Origin of the sequence: Agrococcus sp. Marseille-Q4369, assembly GCF_018308945.1 — a bacterium.
Classification (GTDB): Bacteria; Actinomycetota; Actinomycetes; order Actinomycetales; family Microbacteriaceae; genus Agrococcus.
In genome coordinates this window covers 2616124-2636383 of record NZ_CP070501.1, presented here as the reverse complement: position 1 = coordinate 2636383, position 20260 = coordinate 2616124, and the positions used below count along the sequence as shown (strand labels likewise).

Below are 20260 nucleotides of genomic sequence, written 5' to 3'. Positions count from 1 at the left end.
GGCCGCGGCGTGCCCGCTGCTCGGCGAGGTGCAGCCCCCGCTCGCGCTCATCGGCGGGCTCGTGTGCCTCGTCGGCGTCGCGCTCACGCGCGTGCCCGACCGGGCGCTCAGCCGGCGACCGGCGCCGGCGGCCACCGCAGCGCCCCATCGCTGACGGTCGCGGTCTCGCTCGGCTCGTGCGGCCGCAGCGATCCGTCGTGCATGAGGTGCTCGACCGGCACGCCGTGCAGCTTCGCGGCCACATCGGCGACGACCCGCCGGTGGCACCGCCACCACACCGCCTCCGAGCACATGACCGCCGTGCGCCGAGCCGACGCATCCGCCAGCACCGACGCCATGCCCGCCTCGAACTCCGACGTCCGCGTCCAGGCGGCGTAGGCGCGGAAGGCGTCGACGCGCCACCAGCCGTCGGGCGAGGCGGCGTCCTCCTCTGCCCGCAGCCGGCGCCGGCCGCCGAGCCGCTCCTCCCAGCGCCACGCGATGCCGCCCGCGGCGAGCTCGCCCTCGATCGCGTCGCGCGACGCGGCGGGGTTCGCGCGGCTGCCCGGGAAGCGCCGGATGTCGACGACGAGCTCGACCCCCGCACCCGCGAGGAGCGAGCGCAGGCCGTCGCCGTCGAGCCGGCCGTGGCCGACGGTGACGAGGGCGGCGGCTATCGCTGCTCCTCGAGGCCCAGCTCGATGAGCTCGGTGATGAGGTCGGCGTAGGCGATGCCGCTCGCTTCCCACAGCACCGGGAACATCGAGATCGACGTGAAGCCCGGCATGGTGTTGATCTCGTTGACGACGACGCCGTGCTCGGGCGAGAGGAAGAAGTCGACGCGCGCGAGCCCCGCCCCCTCGATCGCCTCGAATGCGCGGACCGCGGTCGCCTGAAGCTCGGCGAGCGACGCGTCGTCGATCGCGGCTGGGCACACGACGCGCGCGCCCGAGCCGCCGCGGTACTTGAGGTCGAAGTCGTAGAAGCGGCCCTCGTCGAGCTCGATCTCGCCCGGCAGCGACGCCCGGGGCGGGGCGCCGTCGCGGCCGGCGAGCACGCCGAGCTCGATCTCGCGGCCGCGCACGCCCACCTCGACGAGCGCGCGCGAGTCCTCGGCGAGCGCGGCCGTCATCGCGTCGTCGAGCTCCGCGATCGTCGCGACGCGACTGACGCCCACGGACGAGCCGGCGCGCGCGGGCTTGACGAACACCGGCATCGGGAAGCCCTCGAGCCGCGCGCGCACCGCCTCCGGGTCGCGCGCCCACTCGGCGCGCGAGACCGTGATCCAGGGCGCGACGCGGATGCCCGCGTGCTCGAGCACCGTCTTCGTGTAGTGCTTGTCCATCCCGACCGCGCTCGCGAGCACGCCGTTGCCGACGTACGGGAGGCCGGCGAGCTCGAGCGCGCCCTGCACCGTGCCGTCCTCGCCGAAGGGGCCGTGCAGGATCGGGAGCACGACGTCGATCGGCTCGAGCCGGCGCCCGGCGGCGTCCTCGACCTCGAGCGCGCGCTCCCCCGCGACCTGCGGCAGCCGCACGCGCGAGCCGTTGTCGGCGACGACCGGCATCGCCTCGAGCGTGAGCTCGGCAGGGTCGCCATCCCACAGCGTCCACGCGCCCGACGGCGCGATGCCGACGACGATCGGCTCGAAGCGCTCGCGATCGAGGTGCCGCAGCACGCTGCCCGCGGTCGCGCACGAGATCGAGTGCTCGCTCGAGCGGCCGCCGAAGAGGATGGCGACGCGGATGCGCCGGGCCGGCCCGGTCTCGGGGGTCTCGGTCACGGTCACTCCTGGATCGGCTCGTCGTCGGTCGTCAGGTGGGGCGCGATGTCGCGCGGGTCCATCTCGCCGTCGAGCACGAGCCGCACCTGCTCGAGGATCGGCATCCGCACGCCCGCCGCGGCCGCGAGCTGCGCGACGGGCTCGACCGACGCGAGGCCCTCGGCGACCTGCTCCATGCGGGCGACGACGTCGGTGCGCGAGTAGCCCATGCCGAGCAGCCGGCCGGCGGTGAAGTTGCGCGAGAGCGGCGAGCCGCACGTCGCGATGAGGTCGCCGAGACCGGCGAGGCCGCTCATCGTCTCGCGCTCGGCGCCGTGGGCGACGGCGAAGTCGGTCACCTCGGCGAGGCCGCGCGTGATGATCGACGCCTTCGTGTTCTCGCCGTAGCCGACCCCGTCGACGATGCCGATCGCGAGCGCGACGAGGTTCTTCAGCACGCCGCCGAACTCGGTGCCGACGACGTCGGTGTTGATGAACGAGTGGAAGTAGTCGTTCCGCGCGCGCTTCGCGACCTCGCGAGCCGTCTGGGAGCTCGACGACGAGACGACCGCGGCCGTCGGGTGCTCCTGCGCGATCTCGAGCGCGAGGTTGGGTCCCGAGACGACCGCGATGCGGCCGGCGTCGATCGCGAGCTCCTGGGCGATCACCTCGCTCATGCGCAGCCGCGAGCCGGCCTCGACGCCCTTGATGAGGCTCACGATCGGCGCGTCCGGTCCGATCGCGCCGCCGTGCTCGCGCAGCAGCTCGCGCAGCTGCTGGCTCGGCACGGCGAGGTAGACCTGGGATGCGCCGTCGAGCGCCGCGCGGATGTCGCTCGTCGCGTGCAGGGTCGCCGGGAGCGTGATGCCCGGTAGGTAGCGCGTGTTGCGGCGCGACTCGTCGATCTCGCGCGCGGCCTCCGGCCGCCTCGCCCACAGCACCGTGTCGGTGCCGCCGTCGGCGAGCGCCTTCGCGAACGTCGTGCCCCAGCTGCCCGCGCCGAGGACCGCAACGTCAGCCATCCGCGCGCCCGTCCTCGTCCCGCGCGTCGCGAGCCGACGCATCCGGCCCCTGCTGGCCCGGCTCGAAGCGGCCCGTCTCGGCCTGCCCGTAGTGCGAGGGGTCGTAGCGCACCGCGGGCGGCTGCTCGCCGCGCAGCTCGCCGAGCAGCCCTGCGATCGCGCCCATGACGCGGTCGGTCGCCGCGGTCATCGACGCCTGGTCGGTCTTGCCCGCGAAGTCGGAGAGGTCGACGGGCGGACCGAAGACGATGTCGATCGTCTTCCGCGGGAAGGGGCGGATCGCCTTGCCGTAGCGCGGCATGAGGTGCTGCGTGCCCCAGTGGGCGGCGGGGATGAGCGGCACGCCCGCCTCGAGCGCCATGCGCACGGCACCGGTCTTGCCGCGCATGGGCCAGAGGTCAGGCTCGCGCGTGAGCGAGCCCTCGGGGTAGATGATGACGCCGAGCTCGTCGCGCACGAGCGTGCGCGCTGCCTCCATCGGCGCCGCTGGGGCGCTGCGGCCCGCGCGCTCGACCGGGATCTGGCCAGCGGCGCGCAGGATCGCCCCGACGACGGGGATCCTGAACAGGCTCGCCTTCGCCATGAAGCGCGGCACGCGGCCGGCCTTCCACACCGCCATCGCCATGATGATCGGATCGATCTCGCTGTAGTGGTTGGGCGAGAGCACGAACGCGCCGCGCTCGGGCACGTGCTCGTGCCCGAGGATGCGGAGCTTCGCCATCGCCGTCATCGGCGGGATGATCGTCGCCGCGAGCCCGACGTAGACGGGCGTGCGCTCCGGCTTCGGCGGGCGGCCGGGCAGCCCCATCAGCCCTCCACGTCGAAGTCCGCGCCGAGGGCCTCGAGCTTCTCGATGAAGCGCTCGTAGCCCCGGGCGATGATCCCGACGTTGGAGATGCGGCTCGTGCCCTCGGCGGTCAGCGCCGCCACGAGGTGGCTGAAGCCGCCGCGCAGGTCGGGCACCACGATGTCGGCGCCGTGGAGCTCGACCGGTCCGGCGATGACGGCGGAGTGCTGGTAGTTGCGCTGCCCGAAGCGGCACGCGTGGCTGCCGAGGCAATCGGTGTGGATCTGGATGCGCGCACCCATCTCGACGAGCGCCTCCGTGAAGCCGAAGCGCTGCTCGTAGACGGTCTCGTGCACGATCGAGATGCCGTTGGCCTTCGCGAGCGCCACGACGAGCGGCTGCTGCCAATCGGTCATGAAGCCGGGGTGCACGTCGGTCTCGACGACGACGGGCTTGAGGTCGCCGCCCGGGTGCCAGAAGCGGATGCCGTCGTCCTCGATCTCGAACGCGCCGCCCGCCTTGCGGAAGACGTTGAGGAAGGTCGTCATCTCCGGCTGGCGAGCGCCCTCGAGGAAGACGTCGCCGCCGGTCGCGAGCGCCGCGCACGCCCACGAGGCGGCCTCGTTGCGGTCGAAGAGCGCCGTGTGGCGGTAGCCGACGAGCTTGTCGACGCCCTCGATGCGGATCGTGCGGTCGGTGTCGACCTGGATCTCTGCGCCCATCTTCTGCAGGATCGCGATGAGGTCCATGATCTCTGGCTCGACCGCGGCGCCCGTGAGCTCCGTGCGGCCCTTCGCGCGCACCGCGCCGAGCAGCACCTGCTCGGTCGCGCCGACCGACGGGTAGGGCAGGTGGATCTTCGCGCCGTGCAGGCCGCCCGGCGCCGACATCCGGATGCCGCTCGGCAGCTTCTCGACGACCGCGCCGAAGTTGCGCAGCACGTCGAGGTGGTAGTCGATCGGCCGGTCGCCGATGTGGCAGCCGCCGAGGTCGGGGATGAACGCCTCGCCGAGCTGGTGCAGCAGCGGGCCGCAGAACAGGATGGGGATGCGGGAGGAGCCCGCGTGCGCGTTGATCGACGTCTCGTGCGCGGTGCGCACCTTCGCCGGGTCGAGGCGCAGGGTGTCGCCGTCGCGCTCGACGGTCACCCCGTGGAGCTCGAGCAGGCCCTGCACGACGCGCACGTCGCTGATCTCGGGGACGCTGCGCAGCTCGCTCGGCGTCTCGCCGAGCAGCGCCGCGACCATCGCCTTCGTGACGAGGTTCTTCGCGCCCTTCATCTGGATGCGACCCTGCAGCGGCTTGCCGCCGCGCACGGTGATGCGGTCGACGTTCATGCCGACGGCGGCTCCGGCGCTCTTGCTGAACTCGGTGAGGTTCACGAGGCTCCTTGGGTTCGTGCCTGCGGCGTCCGGCCCTGCGGCGTCCGGCCCTGCGGCGTCCGGCCCTGCGGCGTCCGATCCTGCGTCGTGGGCAGCCACGACGGACGCTTGGCCTCGAACGCGGAGATCGCGGCTTCGTCGCGCAGGGTGAGTGCGATGTCATCGAGGCCCTCGAGCAGGCGCCAGCGAGTGTAGTCATCGATCTGGAAGGCATGGCTGACTCCGGCTGCGGTCGCGGTGCGAGCCTCGAGGTCGACCGTCACGGGCTCCCCCGGGTTCGCGCGCGCGGCGGCCCATAGGGCCTCCGTCGCCTCCTCGGAGATCTGGCCGACGAGCAGGCCTTGCTTGCCGGCGTTGCCGCGGAAGATCTCGCCGAAGCGGGGCCCGAGCACGGCGGTGATGCCGAAGTCGCGCAGCGCCCACACGGCGTGCTCGCGGCTCGAGCCGGTGCCGAAGTCGTAGCCGACGACGAGGATGCCGCCGTGCCGGTACGGCTCCCGGTTGAGCACGAAGTCGGGGTCCTGCCGCCACGAGTGGAAGAGCGCGTCGTCGTAGCCGGTCTTCGTGACCCGCTTGAGGAAGACGGCGGGGATGATCTGGTCGGTGTCGACGTTCGAGCGCTCGAGCGGCACGATCGGGCCGGTCAGCGTGCTGATCTGCTCCATCAGGCGACTCCGTCCCTCGCGAGCTCCGGCTCGGCTTCGGCGTCCAGCAGGTCCCACGGGCTCGAGAGCGTGCCGCGGATCGCGGTCGCCGCGGCGACGAGCGGCGAGACGAGGTGCGTGCGACCGCCCTTGCCCTGCCTGCCCTCGAAGTTGCGGTTCGAGGTCGACGCGCAGCGCTCCCCCGGCGCGAGCTGGTCGGGGTTCATGCCGAGGCACATCGAGCAGCCGGCGAAGCGCCACTCGGCGCCGAAGTCCGTGAAGACCTTGTCGAGCCCGGCGGCCTCTGCCTCGAGCCGCACTCGAGCCGAGCCCGGCACGACCAGCACGCGCACCCCATCCGCCTTCTTCCGACCGCGGATGATCTCGGCCGCCGCCGAGAGGTCCTCCATGCGCGAGTTCGTGCACGAGCCGATGAAGACGGTGTCGACCGCGATGTCCTTGAGCCGCGTGCCGGGTGTGAGGTCCATGTACTCGAGCGCGCGCTCGGCGGCCGAGCGGTCGGTCGGGTCGTCGAACGACTCGGGAGCCGGCACCTCGCCCGAGAGCGAGACGCCCTGGCCGGGGTTCGTGCCCCACGTGACGAAGGGCTCGAGCTCGGATGCGTCGATGAAGATCTCGTTGTCGAAGACGGCGTCGTCGTCGGTCGGGAGCGTCTTCCAGTACTCGAGCGCGGCATCCCAGTCGGCGCCCTTGGGCGCGTGCGGCTTGTCCTTGACGTAGGCGAAGGTCGTCTCGTCGGGGGCGACCATGCCCGCGCGCGCCCCCGCCTCGATCGACATGTTGCAGATCGTCATGCGGCCCTCGATCGAGAGCGAGCGGATGGCGCTGCCGCGGTACTCGAAGACGTAGCCGGCGCCGCCGCCCGTGCCGATCTTCGCGATCACGGCGAGGATGATGTCCTTCGCGGTCACGCCGGGGCGCAGCTCGCCCTCGACGTTGATCGCCATCGTCTTGAAGGGCTTGAGCGGGAGCGTCTGCGTCGCCATGACGTGCTCGACCTCGCTCGTGCCGATGCCGAACGCCATCGCGCCGAACGCGCCGTGCGTCGAGGTGTGCGAGTCGCCGCAGACGACGGTGACGCCCGGGAGCGTGAGGCCGAGCTGCGGGCCGACGAGGTGCACGATGCCCTGCTCCTTGTCGCCGAGCGAGTGGATGCGCACGCCGAACTCCGCGGCGTTCTGCCGCAGCGTCTCGATCTGCTTCCTGCTCGTCGGGTCCTGGATGGGCTTGTCGATGTCGAGCGTCGGCGTGTTGTGGTCCTCGGTCGCCACCGTGAGGTCGGTGCGGCGCAGCGGCCTGCCTGCCTGCCGGAGGCCGTCGAAGGCCTGCGGGCTCGTCACCTCGTGCACGAGGTGGAGGTCGATGTAGATGAGGTCGGGCGCGCCGTCCTCGCCCTTCACCACCACGTGGTCGTCCCACACCTTCTCAGCGAGCGTCTTGCCCATCTGCCCTCCCAGCACGCGCGTGGCCGCGATCGACCATCCGCCCAGTCTACGCGGGGGCCGGTGCCGCTCCTCTGTCGGCGAACACGACGCGCGCCTGCCCTGGCCTCGTCCAGCATGCGCAGGGCACGATGGGCGCATGCGCGCTCCCATCACCGTCGCCGTCACGGGCGGCGCAGGCCAGATCGGCTACCAGCTGCTGTTCCGCATCGCCGCCGGCGACATGCTCGGACCCGACCAGCCCGTGCGGCTGCGGATCCTCGAGATCCCGGATGCGCTGCCCGCGCTCGAGGGCGTCGTGATGGAGCTGCACGACTCGGCCTTCCCGCTGCTGCACTCCGTCGACACGACGGCGGACGCGTCGGTCGCCTTCGAGGGCGCCGACCACGCGCTGCTCGTGGGCGCGAGGCCGCGCGGCCCGGGCATGGAGCGCTCCGACCTGCTCGCCGCGAACGGCGCGATCTTCAGCGCCCAGGGACGCGCGATCCAGGAGCACGCGAGCCAGGACATCCGCATCACCGTGACGGGGAACCCCGCCAACACGAACGCGCTCATCGCGGCCGCCGCGGCGCGCGACATCCCGCGCGAGCGCTTCTCGGCGCTGACGCGGCTCGACCACAACCGCGCGATCGCGCAGCTCGCGGCGCGGACGGGCGAGCCGGTCGCGGGGATCCGGCGCATGATCGTGTGGGGCAACCACTCCACGACGCAGGTGCCCGACCTCACGCACGCGATCGTCGGGGAGTCGCTCGCGACCGACCTCGTCGAGCGCGAGTGGGTGCGCGACGAGTTCGCGCCGACGGTCGCGAACCGGGGCGCGGCGGTCATCGCTGCGCGCGGCGCCTCCTCTGCCGCGTCGGCGGCGTCGGCGACGATCGACCACGTGCGGTCGTGGATGCTCGGCACGGCACCCGACGACTGGACCTCGATGTCGGTCGTCTCGCGCGGCGAGTACGACGTGCCCGAGGGGCTCGTCTCGTCGTTCCCGGTGACGACCGCCGACGGCGAGTGGTCGATCGTCGACGACCTCGAGCTCGAGCCGGAGGTCGCCGAGCAGCTGCGCGCGTCGGTCGCCGAGCTCGAGCAGGAGCGCGAGCAGGTGCGGGCGCTCGGCTACCTGGGCTGAGCCGCGCTTCCCGGTGCCGATCGCCACCCGCCCGCACTCCAGCCCGCCGCGCGTGCCGGAGGGCGAGCACATCTGGGGCGACTTCACCGTCGACGAGAAGCCGTGGCGCGTGAGCCTCGTCGATGCGCTCGCGCAGCTCGCGCGGCGCGTCGAGCGGGACGACGCGATCGCTTCGATCGACAGCGCGCTGCACCAGGGGCTCCTCGACGAGGAAGGGCTCGACCGGTGCGGCTCGCAGGGTGAGCGGGTCGCGAGACCGGGCCGGGAACGGCGAAGCGCCCCCGGCCGTGAGACCGAGGGCGCTTCTGCTGTGACCCCAGCGGGATTCGAACCCGCGTTACCGCCGTGAGAGGGCGGCGTACTAGGCCGCTATACGATGGGGCCGTGCTGCTCTCGCTCGCGAAAGCAACCTGGATAGTGTGCCACACGATCCGGGGGTGCGCCAAATCGGAGCGAGCACGGGCCGGTCAGGGCGCGCGGAGCACCTGCAGGGCGCCCGGCATCGCGGTGCAGCGCACCGGCAGCCGGCCCACGATCTCGCCGTCCCCGCACACCGTCACGGCGTCGTCGCTCGCGATGTCGACCGACTCGCAATCGAGGATGTGCACCCGCGGATCCGCCTCGTGCGTGCCGCGCATCGCCTTCGCGAGCGTGATGAGGAAGCGCGGGTACGACACCTCATCGGCGAGCACCGCCGTCAGCCGCCCGTCGTGCAGCGACGCGCTCGGCGCGATCGGCACTCCTCCCCCGAACGTGCTGTTGTTCGCGATCGCCACGATGAGGGTGCGCCACGAGCGCTCCTCGCCGCCGTCGAAGCGCATCCGGAACGTGCGGTGCCGCGGCCGCAGGAGCGTCGCGACGATCGCGGCGCGGTAGCGGAGCGCGCTCGGCACTCGCGTGAACCGGTTCGAGCGCACCGTGACGTCGGCGTCGAAGCCCACCGAGACGACGCCAGCGGCGAGCGAGACCCCCTCCGGGTGCTCGATCCGCACGAGGTCGAAGCGCTCAGGGTCTGCGGCGAGCGCCGCCTCGAGCCCGTCGAGCGCCTGCTCGGCGCTCCGGATCCCGAGCGACGCGGCGAAGTCGTTGCCGCTGCCAGCCGGCACGATCACGAGGCGCTTCGACGTGCCGCCGACGATGTTGACGCCGAGGTGCACCATGCCGTCCCCGCCCACGACGACGAGCGCATCCGCCGTCGTCATCGCGAAGCGCGTCTGCTCGAGCTGACCGCGGTAGTCGGCGGCGGCGACGTGCCGCACCTCGTGGCCGAGCTCGGCGACGCGCGCAGCCGTCCGCGCACCGACCGCACCGCCTCGACCGGGTCGGTCGGCAGGCTTCGAGGCGACGACGATGTGCACGGCTGCGAGCCTAAGCGAGGCGCGCCCCCGCGCCGAGCACCTGCGCTCGCCGAGCGCACCGCCTATCGTGGATGCCATGCGAGTGACCAAGCGAGAGCACGCCTGCATGATCCTCGACGAGGACGGACGCCAGCTCGTCATCGACCCCGGCAACCAGACCGGCCCCGTCTCGGCCCCCGACCTCATCGCGATCGTCATCACGCACGAGCACGCCGATCACTGGGACGCGGGCCGGCTGCGCGAGCTGCTCGCGGCCAACCCCGGCACGCCGATCTACGCGCCCGCCGGCGTCGCCGCCGCCGCGTCGGAGTTCAAGGTCACCGTCGTCGAGGCGGGCGAGCGCGTCACCGCCGGCCCCTTCCGGCTGCGCTTCTTCGGCGGCACGCACGCCGAGATCCACCGCTCGATCCCGCTCGTCGACAACCTCGGCGTGCTCGTCAACGAGCGCTTCTACTACCCGGGCGACTCGTACGCCACGCCCGACGTCAAGGTCGAGGTGCTCGCCGCGCCCGCCGGCGCGCCGTGGCTCAAGATCGGCGAGGTGATGGACTTCGTCACCGCGGTCGCGCCGCGCGCGACCTTCGCGGTGCACGACGCACCGCTCTCGCCCATGGGCCTCGGCATGGCGCACGCGCGCATCGAGGCGGCCGCCGCCGAGCACGGAGGCACGCACCACCGGCTCGAGAACGGCGACTCGCTGCCCATCGGCGAGCACTGATGGCCACGCGCCGCCCGGGCGCGACCGCGTGATCGATCCGCTCACGCTGCTGCTCTACGCGGCGGCCATCTTCGTCGCGACGGTCGCCCAGCGCGTCGTCGGCCTCGGCTTCGGGCTCGTGATGGGCCCGGTCTCGGCGATCGTCGCCGGACCGATCGCGGCCGTGCCGCTCAACTGCATCTTCGCCGTCGTCGCGTGCTCGCTCATGCTGCCCGGCGTGTGGCGCGACGTCGACTGGCGGCGGCTCACGTGGCTGCTGCTGCCCGCGGTGCCCGCGAGCGTCGTGGGGCTGCTCCTGGCGCGCGTCGTGTCGGCGGATGCGCTCCGCATCGCGGTCGGGATCCTCGCGATCGCGGGCGTGCTGATCTCCGTCGTTTTCACGCGCTCGCGCCACACGCTCGACGGCCCGGGCACGCGCATCGGCTCCGGCCTCGCGATCGGCGGCTTCAACGCCGCGGTCGGCGTCGGCGCCCCGCTCGTGGGGATCTACGCGCTCGTGAGCCGGTGGGATCCGCTCGTGCTCGCCGCGACCATGCAGCCGTTCTGGGTCGTGCTCAATCTCGTGACGCTCGGGCAACGGGCGGTGCTCGCGCCCGAGGGGTTCCCCGAGTGGCCGTGGTGGGCGTGGGCGGGCGCCTCGGCCGCCGCGGCGCTCGGCACGCTGCTCGCCCATCGCATCGCCCACCGGGTGCCGGCGGGCGTCGCGCGCGCCGCGGTCGTCGTGCTCTCGATCGTCGGCGGCGTCGCCGTCATCGGCACCGGCGTCGCGGGGCTGCTCGCCGCGGCGTGACCCCACCCCGCACGCCGCCGCGGCTCACGCGATGAGCTTCCGCACGATCCCCGCCGCCGCGAGCTGGCCCGCCGCCGCTGCCGCGATGACCGAGTGCCCGCCCGAGAGCGCGGCATCGCCCGCGGCGAGCACGCGCGGCACGCTCGTGCGGCCGACCATGTCGACCTCGATCGTGCCGTCGGGCCGCAGCGCGCAGCCGAGCGCCGCCGGCAGCGACGACTCCTGCCGGAACTCGCCGCCCGCGAGCACGCCGGTGCACGGCAGCACCGCGCCGCCCTCGAGCTCGATCGCCGTGAGCCTGCCGCCCTCCTCGACGATGCCGGTCGCGCGCCGCTCGTCGACCTCGACCCCGCGCGCCGCGATCACCGCGAGCCCGAGCGGCAGCGGCACGTCGGCGACGCCCGTCGCGAGCAGCAGGAATCGCGCGTCGAGCCGCGCGCCGCTCCCGAGCTCGACCGCGACGGCGTCGTCCCCGACCTCGGCCGAGGCGACCCGGTCGTCGACGAGCCGCACGGTCGCGTAGCCCGCGAGCTGCTCGCGCGCGACCGCGCGGAAGTCCGCCGGCGGCGTGCCGTCGCGCGAGACGACGTTGTGCATGTGGGCCGCGGATGCGTTGCGACCCGGACCGGCGTCGACGAGCGCGACGGAGCGGTGCACGCGCGCGAGCGTGAGCGCGGCCTGCAGCCCGGCGGGTCCGCCGCCGACGACGACGCAGTCGAGCGGCTCGGAGCCGGCTCGCGAAGGGTCCTGGGAGGAGTCGTGAGTTGCCATGCGCTCCAGCATGTGACTTCATGTCGACATGAGGTCAAGTCTGCTGTCGATCGGCGAGCTCGCCGCCGAGTTCGAGCTCGCCCCGCACGTGCTGCGGCACTGGGAGGCCGAGGGCGTGCTCGAACCCACGACGCGCGTCGGCGGCAAGCGCCGCTACGACGAGAGCGCCCGCATGCGCATCGGCACGATCCTCCGCGCGCAGGACGCGGGCATGTCGCTCGCGACGATCCGCTCGGTGCTCGCGACCGAGAGCGCCGCCGAGCGGCACGCGCTGCTCGCCGACCACGTGACGCGCCTCGAGCGGCAGCAGGCCGAGCTCGAGGCCGCGCTCGCCGTCATCCGCCACCTCCAGTCGTGCACCCACAGCGACTTCGCCCAATGCCCCGGCTTCCGCGAGCTCATCACCGCCGAGCCGCAGCCGATCGCGCACTCGGCGCGCCTGCACCGTCGCGCATCCCCCTGAGCACCTACGCTGACGGCCGTGGACCTCCCCTCCCTCGTCGTCGCGGCCGTTGCCGTGCTCATCGGCGCCGCGGGACAGCGCATGATCGGCATGGGCTGGGGCCTCGTCGTCACACCCGCGGTCGCGCTCGTCGCGGGTCCGCTCGCGGCGGTGCTCGTCGTCAACCTCTACGGCGCGCTCGCGTGCCTCGTGATCCTGCCGAGCGTCTGGCGCAACATCGACTGGCGACGGCTCGCGTGGCTCGCCGTCCCGGCGGTCGCGATGATGGTGCCGGGGCTGCTGCTCGCGAGGGGTGCGGACACGGATGCGCTGCGCGTCATCGTGGGCGTCATCGCGGTCATCGGGGTGGTCGCCTCCGTCGCCTTCACGAGCGGCGCGCGAGTGCTCGACGGCCCTCCGCTGCGCGTCGCGGCGGGCGCGACGATGGGCGTGCTCAACGCGAGCGTCGGCATGGGCGCGCCCGCGCTCGGCATCTACACGCTGCTCTCGGGCTGGCAGGACCGCACGTTCGTCGCGACGATGCAGCCCTTCTGGGTGATCGTGAGCGGCGTGATCGTCGCGGTCCGGCCGCTCGTCGCGCCGGAGGGCGCGCCCGAGTGGCCCTGGTGGGGGTGGGCGCTCCTCGTGGTCCCCGTCGTCGCGGGCGTGCTGCTCGGCAACCGGCTCGCGCACCTCGTGAACCGCGCGGTCGTGAAGTGGTCGATCATCGGCCTCTCGCTCGCGGGCGGCCTCGCGCTCATCGCGACGGGCGCGGTCGCCCTGCTCGCCTAGCGCCCGCGCGACCGGGGCCGCGCCGCCCAGCGCGCCAACCGCTGGCGCTGCGCCACGAGCTGAGTTCGACTCAACCGGGCAGCCGGTAGGGCACGGCGGCATTCGGCTCCCCCACCCGACTACCCGGTTGAAGATGCCTCAGGCTCGGGGGTTGCGAGGTGCGCGACGGCGTCGCCCGCGTGCACGATCGGCGCCCGCGTGAGGCCGATGACGATCCCGTCGCGGTCGGCGCGCACGATCCGCCCGCCCGTGCCGAGCGCATCCGCCACCCGGCCGAGCCGCGCGCCCGACTCGACGCGGTCGCCGAGCTCGACGTCGAGGTGCAGGATGCCCGTGCCGCGAGCGCGCACCCAGCCGCTCGCGCGGCACTCGGCCGACGCATCCGCCGCCTCGTCGGCCGCGAGCATGCCGAGCGCCGCGAGCACGCGCAGCACGCCGGCGACGCCGACCTCGATCGGCTCCTGCTCGAGCCGCAGCGCCTCGCCTGCCTCGTACAGCAGCGCGATCGCGCCTGCCTCGCGCGCGGCCTGGCGCAGCGAGCCGTCGCGCAGCTTCGCGTGCAGCATGACGGGCGCGCCGAAGGCGGCGGCGAGCCGGCGCGTCTCGGGATCGTCGAGGTCGGCACGGATCTGCGGCAGGTTGTCGCGCCGGTCGGAGCCCGTGTGGAGGTCGATGCCGACGTCGCAGCGCCCGACGACCTCGGTCATCAGCAGGTGGGCGATGCGGCTCGCGAGCGATCCGCGCGCGGAGCCCGGGAACGAGCGGTTGAGGTCGCGGCGATCGGGCAGGTAGCGGTCGCCGTTCAGGAAGCCGAGCACGTTGACGACCGGCACGGCGATGAGCGTGCCGCGGAGCTGCTTGGGCGACACCTGCGCGAGCACCTGCCGGATGACCTCGACGCCGACGACCTCGTCGCCGTGGATGGCGGCGTCGATCCAGACGACCGGTCCCTCCTCGCGACCGTGCAGCACGCGCACGGGGAGCGAGACGTCGCCGCCCGTGACGAGCCGCGCGATCGGCAGCTCGACGCCCCTCGCCTGCCCGGCGCGCACGCGCACGCCGCCGATCGCGAACGACTCACGCACCGGCGCGCCCCCGGTTCTTGAGCCGCACGTCGCGCGTGGGCCGCCCGCCGAGGTACGAGCGCGCCGAGTCGACGGCGAAGCCCTGCCGGAGCGCCTCGCGCCCGACGAGCAGCCGGAAGCCCATCTCGTCGCGGCGCGCGAGCGTCACCTCGGTGAGCACCTCGCGGCCGAGCAGCTCGAGCGCCGTGCGGACGACGATGCGCTCCTGCTCGTGGCCCGTCGACGAGCGCACGAGCCGGCGGTCGTGCACCGGCACCTCGACGACGACCGCGTCGTCGTCCGAGCGCTGCCACGGGTGCACCGAGAAGCACACCCAGTCGGCACCGTCCCGCGTCGTCTCGACGATGTCGAACGCGTGCAGCGCGCTCGTGCGCGCGCCCGTGTCGAGCTTGGCCTTCACGTGCGGCACGCCGAGATGCGGCAGGCCGACCCATTCGCGCCAGCCGGCGATCGCAGGCCTGCGAGGATGGTCGTCGCCCATAGGCCCCCATCCAAGCAGGAAGGCAGGTCGACCTCGCATGAGGCTCGCCATCCTCTCGCGCGCGCCGCGCGCCTACAGCACCCGCCGGCTCCGCGCCGCGGCCGCCGAGCGCGGCCACGACGTCAAGGTGCTCAACACCCTGCGCTTCGCGATCGATCTCTCGAGCGACGCGCCCGATCTGCAGTTCCGCGGGCGGCAGCTGACCGACTACGACGCGATCCTGCCGCGCATCGGCAACTCGATCACGTACTTCGGCACCGCGGTCGTGCGGCAGTTCGAGCAGATGGACGTCTACACGCCCAACACCGCGAACGGCATCGCGAACTCGCGCGACAAGCTGCGGGCGACGCAGATCCTCGCGAGGCACGACATCGGGATGCCTCCCACGACGTTCGTGCGCGACCGGGCCGACGTGATCCCCGCGATCGAGCGCGTCGGCGGCGCGCCCGTCGTGCTCAAGCTGCTCGAGGGCACGCAGGGCATCGGTGTCATCCTCGCACCGACGATCAAGGTCGCCGAGGCGATCATCGAGACGCTGCAGAGCACGAAGCAGCAAGTGCTCATCCAGCGCTTCGTCGCCGAGAGCAAGGGCCGCGACATCCGCGCGCTCGTGGTCGGCGATCGCGTCGTCGCGGCCATGCGGCGCAGCGCCCAGGGCGACGAGTTCCGCTCGAACGTGCACCGCGGCGGCAGCGTCGAGCCGGTCACGCTCGACCCCGACTTCGAGCGCGTCGCGGTGCGCGCCGCGCAGATCATGGGGCTCAAGGTCGCGGGCGTCGACATGCTCGAGGGCAACGACGGCCCGCAGGTGATGGAGGTCAACTCCTCCCCTGGGCTCGAGGGCATCGAGCGCGCGACTCGGCTCGACGTCGCGGGCGCGATCATCGACTACATCGACAACCAGGTCGCCTTCCCGCAGATCGACGTGCGCGAGCGGCTCGCCGTCTCGACCGGCTTCGGCGTCGCCGAGCTCGTCGTGCACGGCGACGCCGACCTCGTCGGCAAGCGGCTCGACGAGTCGGGCCTGCGCGACCGCGACATCACGGTGCTCACGCTCCACCGCGGCACGGCCGTCATCCCGAACCCGAAGGGCTCGGAGGTGCTGCACGCCGAGGACCGGCTGCTGTGCTTCGGCCGGCTCGAGGAGATGCGCTCGATGATCCCCGCGCGGCCGAAGCGGCGCGCACGGGTGAAGAAGCTGCCGAAGGTGCCGCTGCCGCCGCAGGAGGACTGAGGCGCCGGACCCGACGGCCCGGCTCGCAGGTTCACCCGACGGGCACCGCCGCCTCGGCGAGCACCCCCTCGGCCCACTCGAGCGCGGCCTCGGTCGCCGGCACCGGCCCGCCGGCGTCGTGCCGCCCGTACTCCCCGACCCGCTCGGCGCCACAGGCCGCGAGCGCCTCGGCGACGAGCTCGCTGCCGCGCGAGTAGGTCTTCGTGTAGCTGCGATCGCCCATCCCGAAGGCCGCGAAGCGCATCGCGCGCAGGTCCGGCCGATCCTCGACGAGCGCGCGGAGGAACGCCCGGGCGCTCGTCGGCACCTCGCCGTCGCCGTACGTCGAGCAGACGAGCAGGTGCAGGCGGCTCGCGTCGAGGTCGCCTGGCGCGACGTCGGCGATGTCGACGACCTCGACGGCCGCACGGCCAGCGAGCCCGCGCCGCAGCTCGTCGGCGACGAGCTCCGCCCCGCCCGACTCGGTGCCGAACAGCACCGTCGCGGGGATCCCCGCGCCCTCCGACGCGCTCTCCTCGGTCGCGACCGCCGGCAGCGGGATCGACGCGTCTCGCGCCGCTTGGAGCAGCTCGGCGCGCGAGCGCAGCTTCGCGCGCGAGCGGCCCGGCGCGGCGCCGAGCTGCTCGCGCACGTCGATGCGCCGCCAGCCCTCGAAGTCGGTCTCCCCCTCGATCGGCGGCAGCCCCTCGCGCCCGATCGCGATCGCGCCCGCCTCGAGGTCGTCGGCGACGAGGCGGGCGAGCTCGCGCGCGTCGGTGCGCTGGTCCGGGATCGTGCCGCGCGGACCGCGCCGCAGCCAGCCCGCGGTGTAGAGGCCCGGCTCCACCCGGCCGCTCGGGTGCGCACCGGGCTCGGCGAGGCAGTCGTCGCTCGCGGCGAAGCCGACCGCCGTGACGATCGCGTCCGCCTCGAGCGCGATCTCGCCGTCGGCGCCGCGGAAGACGGCCAGCTCGGCGCGGCCGTCGCCCTCGATGCGCTCGGGCGAGAGCCCGAACCACCAGTGCACCTCGACGCGCGGCGCCGCGGCGGGCTCCGCGACCAGGTCGCGCACCGCATCCGCTCGCGCGTCCTTGCCCGCCTCGATCCCGTCGAGGGCGACGCCGTGCACGCGATGGGCGACGCCCGGCAGGCTCGCGAGCTCGCGCACCATGACGGGGTCGAAGCGCGCGTCGCTCGGGGCGCTGCGGCCCACGACGTGGATCGTGCGCACGGCGGCAGCGAGCCGCTCGTGCGCCTCGTCGTCGACGTCGGTGCCGCCGAGCCCCTCGGCGTCGCGGGCGAGCATGCGCACGACGTCCATCGCGACGTTGCCGAGGCCGACGACCACGACGCGCTCGCCGAGCGAGGGCGCGTCGCCCTCGTCGGCGTGCGCGTTGAGCAGGCGCGTGATGCGGCCGGCGCCGTGGATGCCCGCGAGCGAGTCGCCCGGCACGCCGAGCGGCCGATCGGCGCGCAGCCCGGTCGCGAGCACGACCGCGTCGTAGGCCTCGCGCACCGCGTCGAGCGGCACGTCGTCCCCGACGCGCACGCTGCCCCGGAAGCGCACGCCGTCGTGCTGGAAGAGCCGGTCGAACTGCCGCGCGACTGACTTCGTGCCGGGGTGATCGGCGGCGACGCCCGAGCGCACGAGGCCGTACGGCACGGGCAGCGCGTCGAGCACCTCGAGCTCGGCGGCCGGGAAGCGGCGGCGGAGCGCCTGCGCCGTGAAGCAGCCCGCGGGGCCTGCGCCGACGATCGCGATGCGCGGGGCGGCCTGCGAGGCGGCGACGGGCGCCGCGGCGGTCGTCGCCGGCTCGGCGACCGAGTCCCACCGCACCGGCAGGCTCGTCATGCCGCGGAATACCCAGCCGGCGATGGCGGGCGGCGCGTCGGGTACGACGTCGAGCCCGCGCAAGCGCTCGAAGAGCATCGGCAGCGCCACGTCGGCGACCTCCGAGCGCGCGACCCATGCGCCGAGGCACACGTGCACGCCCTTGCCGAAGGCGAGGTGCGGCTTGACCTCGCGGCGCACGTCGAAGCGGTCGGCGTCCTGCCACACGCGCTCGTCGCGGTTCGCCGAGAGGATGCAGATGCCGAGGCGCGCTCCTGCCGGCAGCCGCACGCCGGCGAGCTCGGTGTCGCGCGCGACCTGACGCGAGTAGAGGCCGATGGGCGCGACCCAGCGGATCGTCTCGTCGAACGCGGCGTTCCAGAGCGACGGGTCGGCCTCGACGGCGCGCCGCTGCTCGGGGTGGGTCAGCAGCGCCCACGCAGCCACGCCGAGCGCGTCGCGCGGCTCGTTGAGCCCGCCGCCGATCGTCATCTTCACGTTCGCGCGGATGCGCTCGATGGGCATCTCGAAGTCGGGGATGCGCAGGAGCTGCGACAGCAGCGACTCGTTCGGGTTCGCAGCGTGCCACGGCAGCACGTCGTCGAGCGCGGCGTCGACCTCGTCGAACGACCGCAGGCCCTTCGCCCACACCTCGGGGTCATCGGCGTAGTTGCCGGTCGCGTCGATCATCGTCTGCGACCAGCGCTGCAGATCCTCCTGATCGGCGCTGTGCAGGCCGATGATCTCGCGCAGGCTCTCGGCGGCGTACGGCGCGGCGAAGTCCCAGACGAGGTCGGCGCCGGGCCCCTTCTCGATGAGCTCGTCGAGGTAGCGCTCGGCGTTCCGCTCGAACTTCGAGCGCCACACTCGCTGCACGACACCGGGGCGCAGCGCCGGCTGCCACGCCTTGCGCTCGAGGTAGTGCTCCGGGTCGTCGCGCCGCAGCATCGAGTGGCCCATGGCGCGGATCTGCAGCGAGCCTTGCTCGTTCGCCGAGAACACCTCCTGGTCGAGCTCGGTCTCGTGCACCGCCTCGTAGGAGGTGATGAGGTAGCGGCCGACCGCGGGCACCCAGTGCACGCCGCCCTCGGCGCGCAGCTGCTCGTAGATCGGGAACGGGTCGCGGTGCAGGTCGGGGATCGTCACCCAGTCAGCGACGGGAGCTTCGGTCGGCATGGAGCACATCCTCGTGATCGGTCCTCCCCCGATCATCCGCCAACGACTACGTTGGCGAAAGCGGATGTATCGGACGTTCTACATCGGAGGAGTCGAACATGGATGCCCTCGACGCGCCCGCGTTCACGCTGCGCCAGCTCTCCTACCTCGTGTGCGCCGCCGACGAGGGCACGATCGCGGCCGCCGCAGCGCGCCTGCACGTCTCCCCCTCCGCGATCTCCGAGGCGATCAGCGAGCTCGAGCGCGAGCTGGGCTCGCAGCTCACGGTCCGCCGCCGGGCGCGCGGCCTGACGCTCACGAGCACGGGGGCGGATGTCGTGGCTCGCGCCCGCGGGCTGCTCGCGACCTCCCGCGAGCTCGAGACCTCGCTGCGCGGAGCCCCTGGCGAGCTCGTCGGGCCGGTCACGATCGGCTGCTACCCGACCCTCGCGCCGACGATCCTCCCGCCCCTGCTCGCCGGCTTCGGCCGAGCGCATCCGCGGGTCGAGCTCGACATCGTCGAGGCGACGCACGACCGGCTCGAGGGCCGGCTCGAGTCGGGCCGCATCGACGTCGCGTTCGTCTACGACACCCTCGTGCCGGGCGAGCCGCGCCGCGCGAAGCTCTTCGCGCTCCCGGCGCACGTCGTCGTCGCGGGCGACGACCCGCTCGCCGGCCGCGGCTCGGTGCGGCTCGCCGAGCTCGCCGAGCGCGACCTCATCCTGCTCGACGCGCCGCCCTCGAGCGAGCACACGCTCTCGCTCTTCGCGGCCGCGGGCGTCACGCCACGCGTGCGGCACCGGGTGCAGAGCTCGGAGGCCGTGCGCGCGCTCGTCGGCCGCGGCCTCGGCTACGGGATCCTCGTGCAGCGTCCCGCGAACTACGCGAGCTACGAGGGCTACCCTGTCGCCATGCTCGAGATCGCGCCGCGCGTGCCGCCGGTCGGCATCGACGTGATCTGGCCAGCCTCGCCCGAGCCGACCGCCCGCACGAGCGCGCTCATCGAGTTCGCGCGCTCCCTCCCGTGGCCGGGCCGGCGGTGACCGCGCTCGTCTGGGGCATCAAGGCGTCGCTGCTCGACTACGTGCGCGGCCGCGGGGCGGGCTCGGTCGAGGCCGCCGACGGCGCGACGGCTGAGCACGACGCCTTCCGCTTCCCCGCCGGATCGAGGACGACCGGCACCGATGGCGCGTTCCTCGGCTCCGTGACGCTCACCGCGCACGGCGGGATGCTGCGCCTCGTCATCGCGGAGCCCGCGATCGTCCAGTCGCCGGGCGGCTGGACGCTCGAGGTCGCAGACCCCCACGAGCCGGGCGCACGACTCGCCTTCGCGACGATCGCCGCGTTCGACGGCGAGCGGGCCTCCGGCACCGCGCTCACGCAGGACGGCGCCGACCTGTTCTTCGGGCCCTACGAGCCCGGCACGCCGATCGACGACCCGCGCGTCGAGCGCTGACCG

At 73.7% G+C, this 20260-nt stretch carries 20 protein-coding genes and 1 tRNA gene; 8 read left to right on the top strand and 13 right to left on the bottom strand.

Features of this window, described 5'->3' with window-relative positions; genetic code table 11:
* Positions 1-107 precede the first annotated feature (107 nt).
* From JSQ78_RS13205 to leuC, 7 genes are read right to left on the bottom strand one after another with little or no spacing between them, the layout of a single operon-like run.
* On the bottom strand, positions 108-728 hold the full coding sequence (locus JSQ78_RS13205) for a DUF488 domain-containing protein (RefSeq protein ID WP_249295722.1): 621 nt from the start codon (positions 726-728) through the stop codon (positions 108-110).
* Positions 653-1762, bottom strand: coding sequence for a D-alanine--D-alanine ligase family protein (locus JSQ78_RS13200; protein ID WP_211448230.1), 1110 nt, complete (start codon positions 1760-1762; stop codon positions 653-655). Before JSQ78_RS13200 ends, JSQ78_RS13205 begins: the two co-directional genes overlap by 76 nt.
* Positions 1763-1764: 2 nt before the next feature.
* Positions 1765-2763, bottom strand: a complete 999-nt coding sequence (locus JSQ78_RS13195) for an NAD(P)H-dependent glycerol-3-phosphate dehydrogenase (RefSeq protein WP_211448228.1) — start codon at positions 2761-2763, stop codon at positions 1765-1767.
* The gene (locus JSQ78_RS13190) at positions 2756-3571 is read right to left on the bottom strand and encodes a lysophospholipid acyltransferase family protein (protein WP_211448226.1); all 816 of its coding nucleotides are present in this window, start codon (positions 3569-3571) and stop codon (positions 2756-2758) included. Before JSQ78_RS13190 ends, JSQ78_RS13195 begins: the two co-directional genes overlap by 8 nt.
* Entirely contained in the window at positions 3571-4887 is a 1317-nt protein-coding gene (gene murA / locus JSQ78_RS13185) for a UDP-N-acetylglucosamine 1-carboxyvinyltransferase (protein ID WP_211450649.1), read from the bottom strand. The genes JSQ78_RS13190 and murA overlap by 1 nt, the downstream gene beginning before the upstream one ends.
* Before the next feature lie 41 nt (positions 4888-4928).
* Positions 4929-5597, bottom strand: a complete 669-nt coding sequence (leuD, locus tag JSQ78_RS13180) for a 3-isopropylmalate dehydratase small subunit (protein ID WP_211448224.1) — start codon at positions 5595-5597, stop codon at positions 4929-4931.
* A complete protein-coding gene (gene leuC, locus JSQ78_RS13175) occupies positions 5597-7042 on the bottom strand; it encodes a 3-isopropylmalate dehydratase large subunit (protein WP_211448222.1) in 1446 nt (481 codons plus the stop codon). The genes leuD and leuC overlap by 1 nt, the downstream gene beginning before the upstream one ends.
* A gap of 136 nt (positions 7043-7178) precedes the next feature.
* On the opposite strand from leuC, the gene JSQ78_RS13170 reads away from it, so the two are divergent.
* Positions 7179-8165, top strand: a complete 987-nt coding sequence (locus JSQ78_RS13170; protein WP_211448220.1) for a malate dehydrogenase — start codon at positions 7179-7181, stop codon at positions 8163-8165.
* A 311-nt stretch (positions 8166-8476) separates the two neighbouring features.
* Here JSQ78_RS13170 and JSQ78_RS13165 read toward each other — a convergent pair.
* A tRNA-Glu gene (locus JSQ78_RS13165) sits at positions 8477-8549 on the bottom strand.
* Positions 8550-8632: 83 nt separating this feature from the next.
* Complete coding sequence (locus tag JSQ78_RS13160; RefSeq protein WP_211448218.1) at positions 8633-9523, bottom strand: diacylglycerol/lipid kinase family protein; 891 nt, start codon at positions 9521-9523, stop codon at positions 8633-8635.
* Positions 9524-9599: 76 nt separating this feature from the next.
* Between JSQ78_RS13160 and JSQ78_RS13155 the strand changes: the two genes are divergently transcribed.
* Together JSQ78_RS13155 and JSQ78_RS13150 are read left to right on the top strand one after the other, a co-directional pair.
* A complete protein-coding gene (locus JSQ78_RS13155; RefSeq protein WP_211448217.1) occupies positions 9600-10241 on the top strand; it encodes an MBL fold metallo-hydrolase in 642 nt (213 codons plus the stop codon).
* A 28-nt stretch (positions 10242-10269) separates the two neighbouring features.
* The gene (locus JSQ78_RS13150) at positions 10270-11031 is read left to right on the top strand and encodes a sulfite exporter TauE/SafE family protein (protein ID WP_211448215.1); all 762 of its coding nucleotides are present in this window, start codon (positions 10270-10272) and stop codon (positions 11029-11031) included.
* Between the two features lie 24 nt (positions 11032-11055).
* Here the strand turns inward: JSQ78_RS13150 and JSQ78_RS13145 are convergent, their stop codons facing one another.
* Positions 11056-11802 carry an NAD(P)/FAD-dependent oxidoreductase gene (locus JSQ78_RS13145; protein WP_211448213.1) on the bottom strand — a complete coding sequence of 249 codons (747 nt, stop codon included), beginning with the start codon at positions 11800-11802 and terminating at the stop codon, positions 11056-11058.
* A 28-nt stretch (positions 11803-11830) separates the two neighbouring features.
* Between JSQ78_RS13145 and JSQ78_RS13140 the strand changes: the two genes are divergently transcribed.
* Entirely contained in the window at positions 11831-12265 is a 435-nt protein-coding gene (locus JSQ78_RS13140; RefSeq protein ID WP_211448212.1) for a helix-turn-helix domain-containing protein, read from the top strand.
* 18 nt (positions 12266-12283) lie between these two features.
* On the top strand, positions 12284-13036 hold the full coding sequence (locus JSQ78_RS13135) for a TSUP family transporter (RefSeq protein ID WP_211448210.1): 753 nt from the start codon (positions 12284-12286) through the stop codon (positions 13034-13036).
* A gap of 119 nt (positions 13037-13155) precedes the next feature.
* Here the strand turns inward: JSQ78_RS13135 and JSQ78_RS13130 are convergent, their stop codons facing one another.
* Together JSQ78_RS13130 and JSQ78_RS13125 are read right to left on the bottom strand one after the other, a co-directional pair.
* A complete protein-coding gene (locus tag JSQ78_RS13130; protein WP_249295721.1) occupies positions 13156-14121 on the bottom strand; it encodes a succinylglutamate desuccinylase/aspartoacylase family protein in 966 nt (321 codons plus the stop codon).
* A complete protein-coding gene (locus JSQ78_RS13125; protein ID WP_211448208.1) occupies positions 14114-14602 on the bottom strand; it encodes an ATP-dependent zinc protease family protein in 489 nt (162 codons plus the stop codon). The genes JSQ78_RS13130 and JSQ78_RS13125 overlap by 8 nt, the downstream gene beginning before the upstream one ends.
* A gap of 37 nt (positions 14603-14639) precedes the next feature.
* Here JSQ78_RS13125 and JSQ78_RS13120 point away from each other — a divergent pair, with 37 nt between their 5' ends.
* Positions 14640-15836 carry a RimK family alpha-L-glutamate ligase gene (locus JSQ78_RS13120; RefSeq protein ID WP_211448207.1) on the top strand — a complete coding sequence of 399 codons (1197 nt, stop codon included), beginning with the start codon at positions 14640-14642 and terminating at the stop codon, positions 15834-15836.
* A 31-nt stretch (positions 15837-15867) separates the two neighbouring features.
* Here JSQ78_RS13120 and JSQ78_RS13115 read toward each other — a convergent pair whose 3' ends face one another.
* Entirely contained in the window at positions 15868-18822 is a 2955-nt protein-coding gene (locus JSQ78_RS13115) for a cytochrome P450 (RefSeq protein ID WP_211448205.1), read from the bottom strand.
* 98 nt (positions 18823-18920) lie between these two features.
* Here JSQ78_RS13115 and JSQ78_RS13110 point away from each other — a divergent pair, with 98 nt between their 5' ends.
* Both JSQ78_RS13110 and JSQ78_RS13105 read left to right on the top strand, forming a co-directional pair.
* Positions 18921-19844: a LysR family transcriptional regulator gene (locus tag JSQ78_RS13110; protein WP_211448203.1), complete on the top strand. Its 924-nt coding sequence runs from the start codon at positions 18921-18923 to the stop codon at positions 19842-19844.
* Positions 19841-20257: an HtaA domain-containing protein gene (locus tag JSQ78_RS13105; protein ID WP_211448201.1), complete on the top strand. Its 417-nt coding sequence runs from the start codon at positions 19841-19843 to the stop codon at positions 20255-20257. The genes JSQ78_RS13110 and JSQ78_RS13105 overlap by 4 nt, the downstream gene beginning before the upstream one ends.
* Positions 20258-20260: the final 3 nt, after the last annotated feature.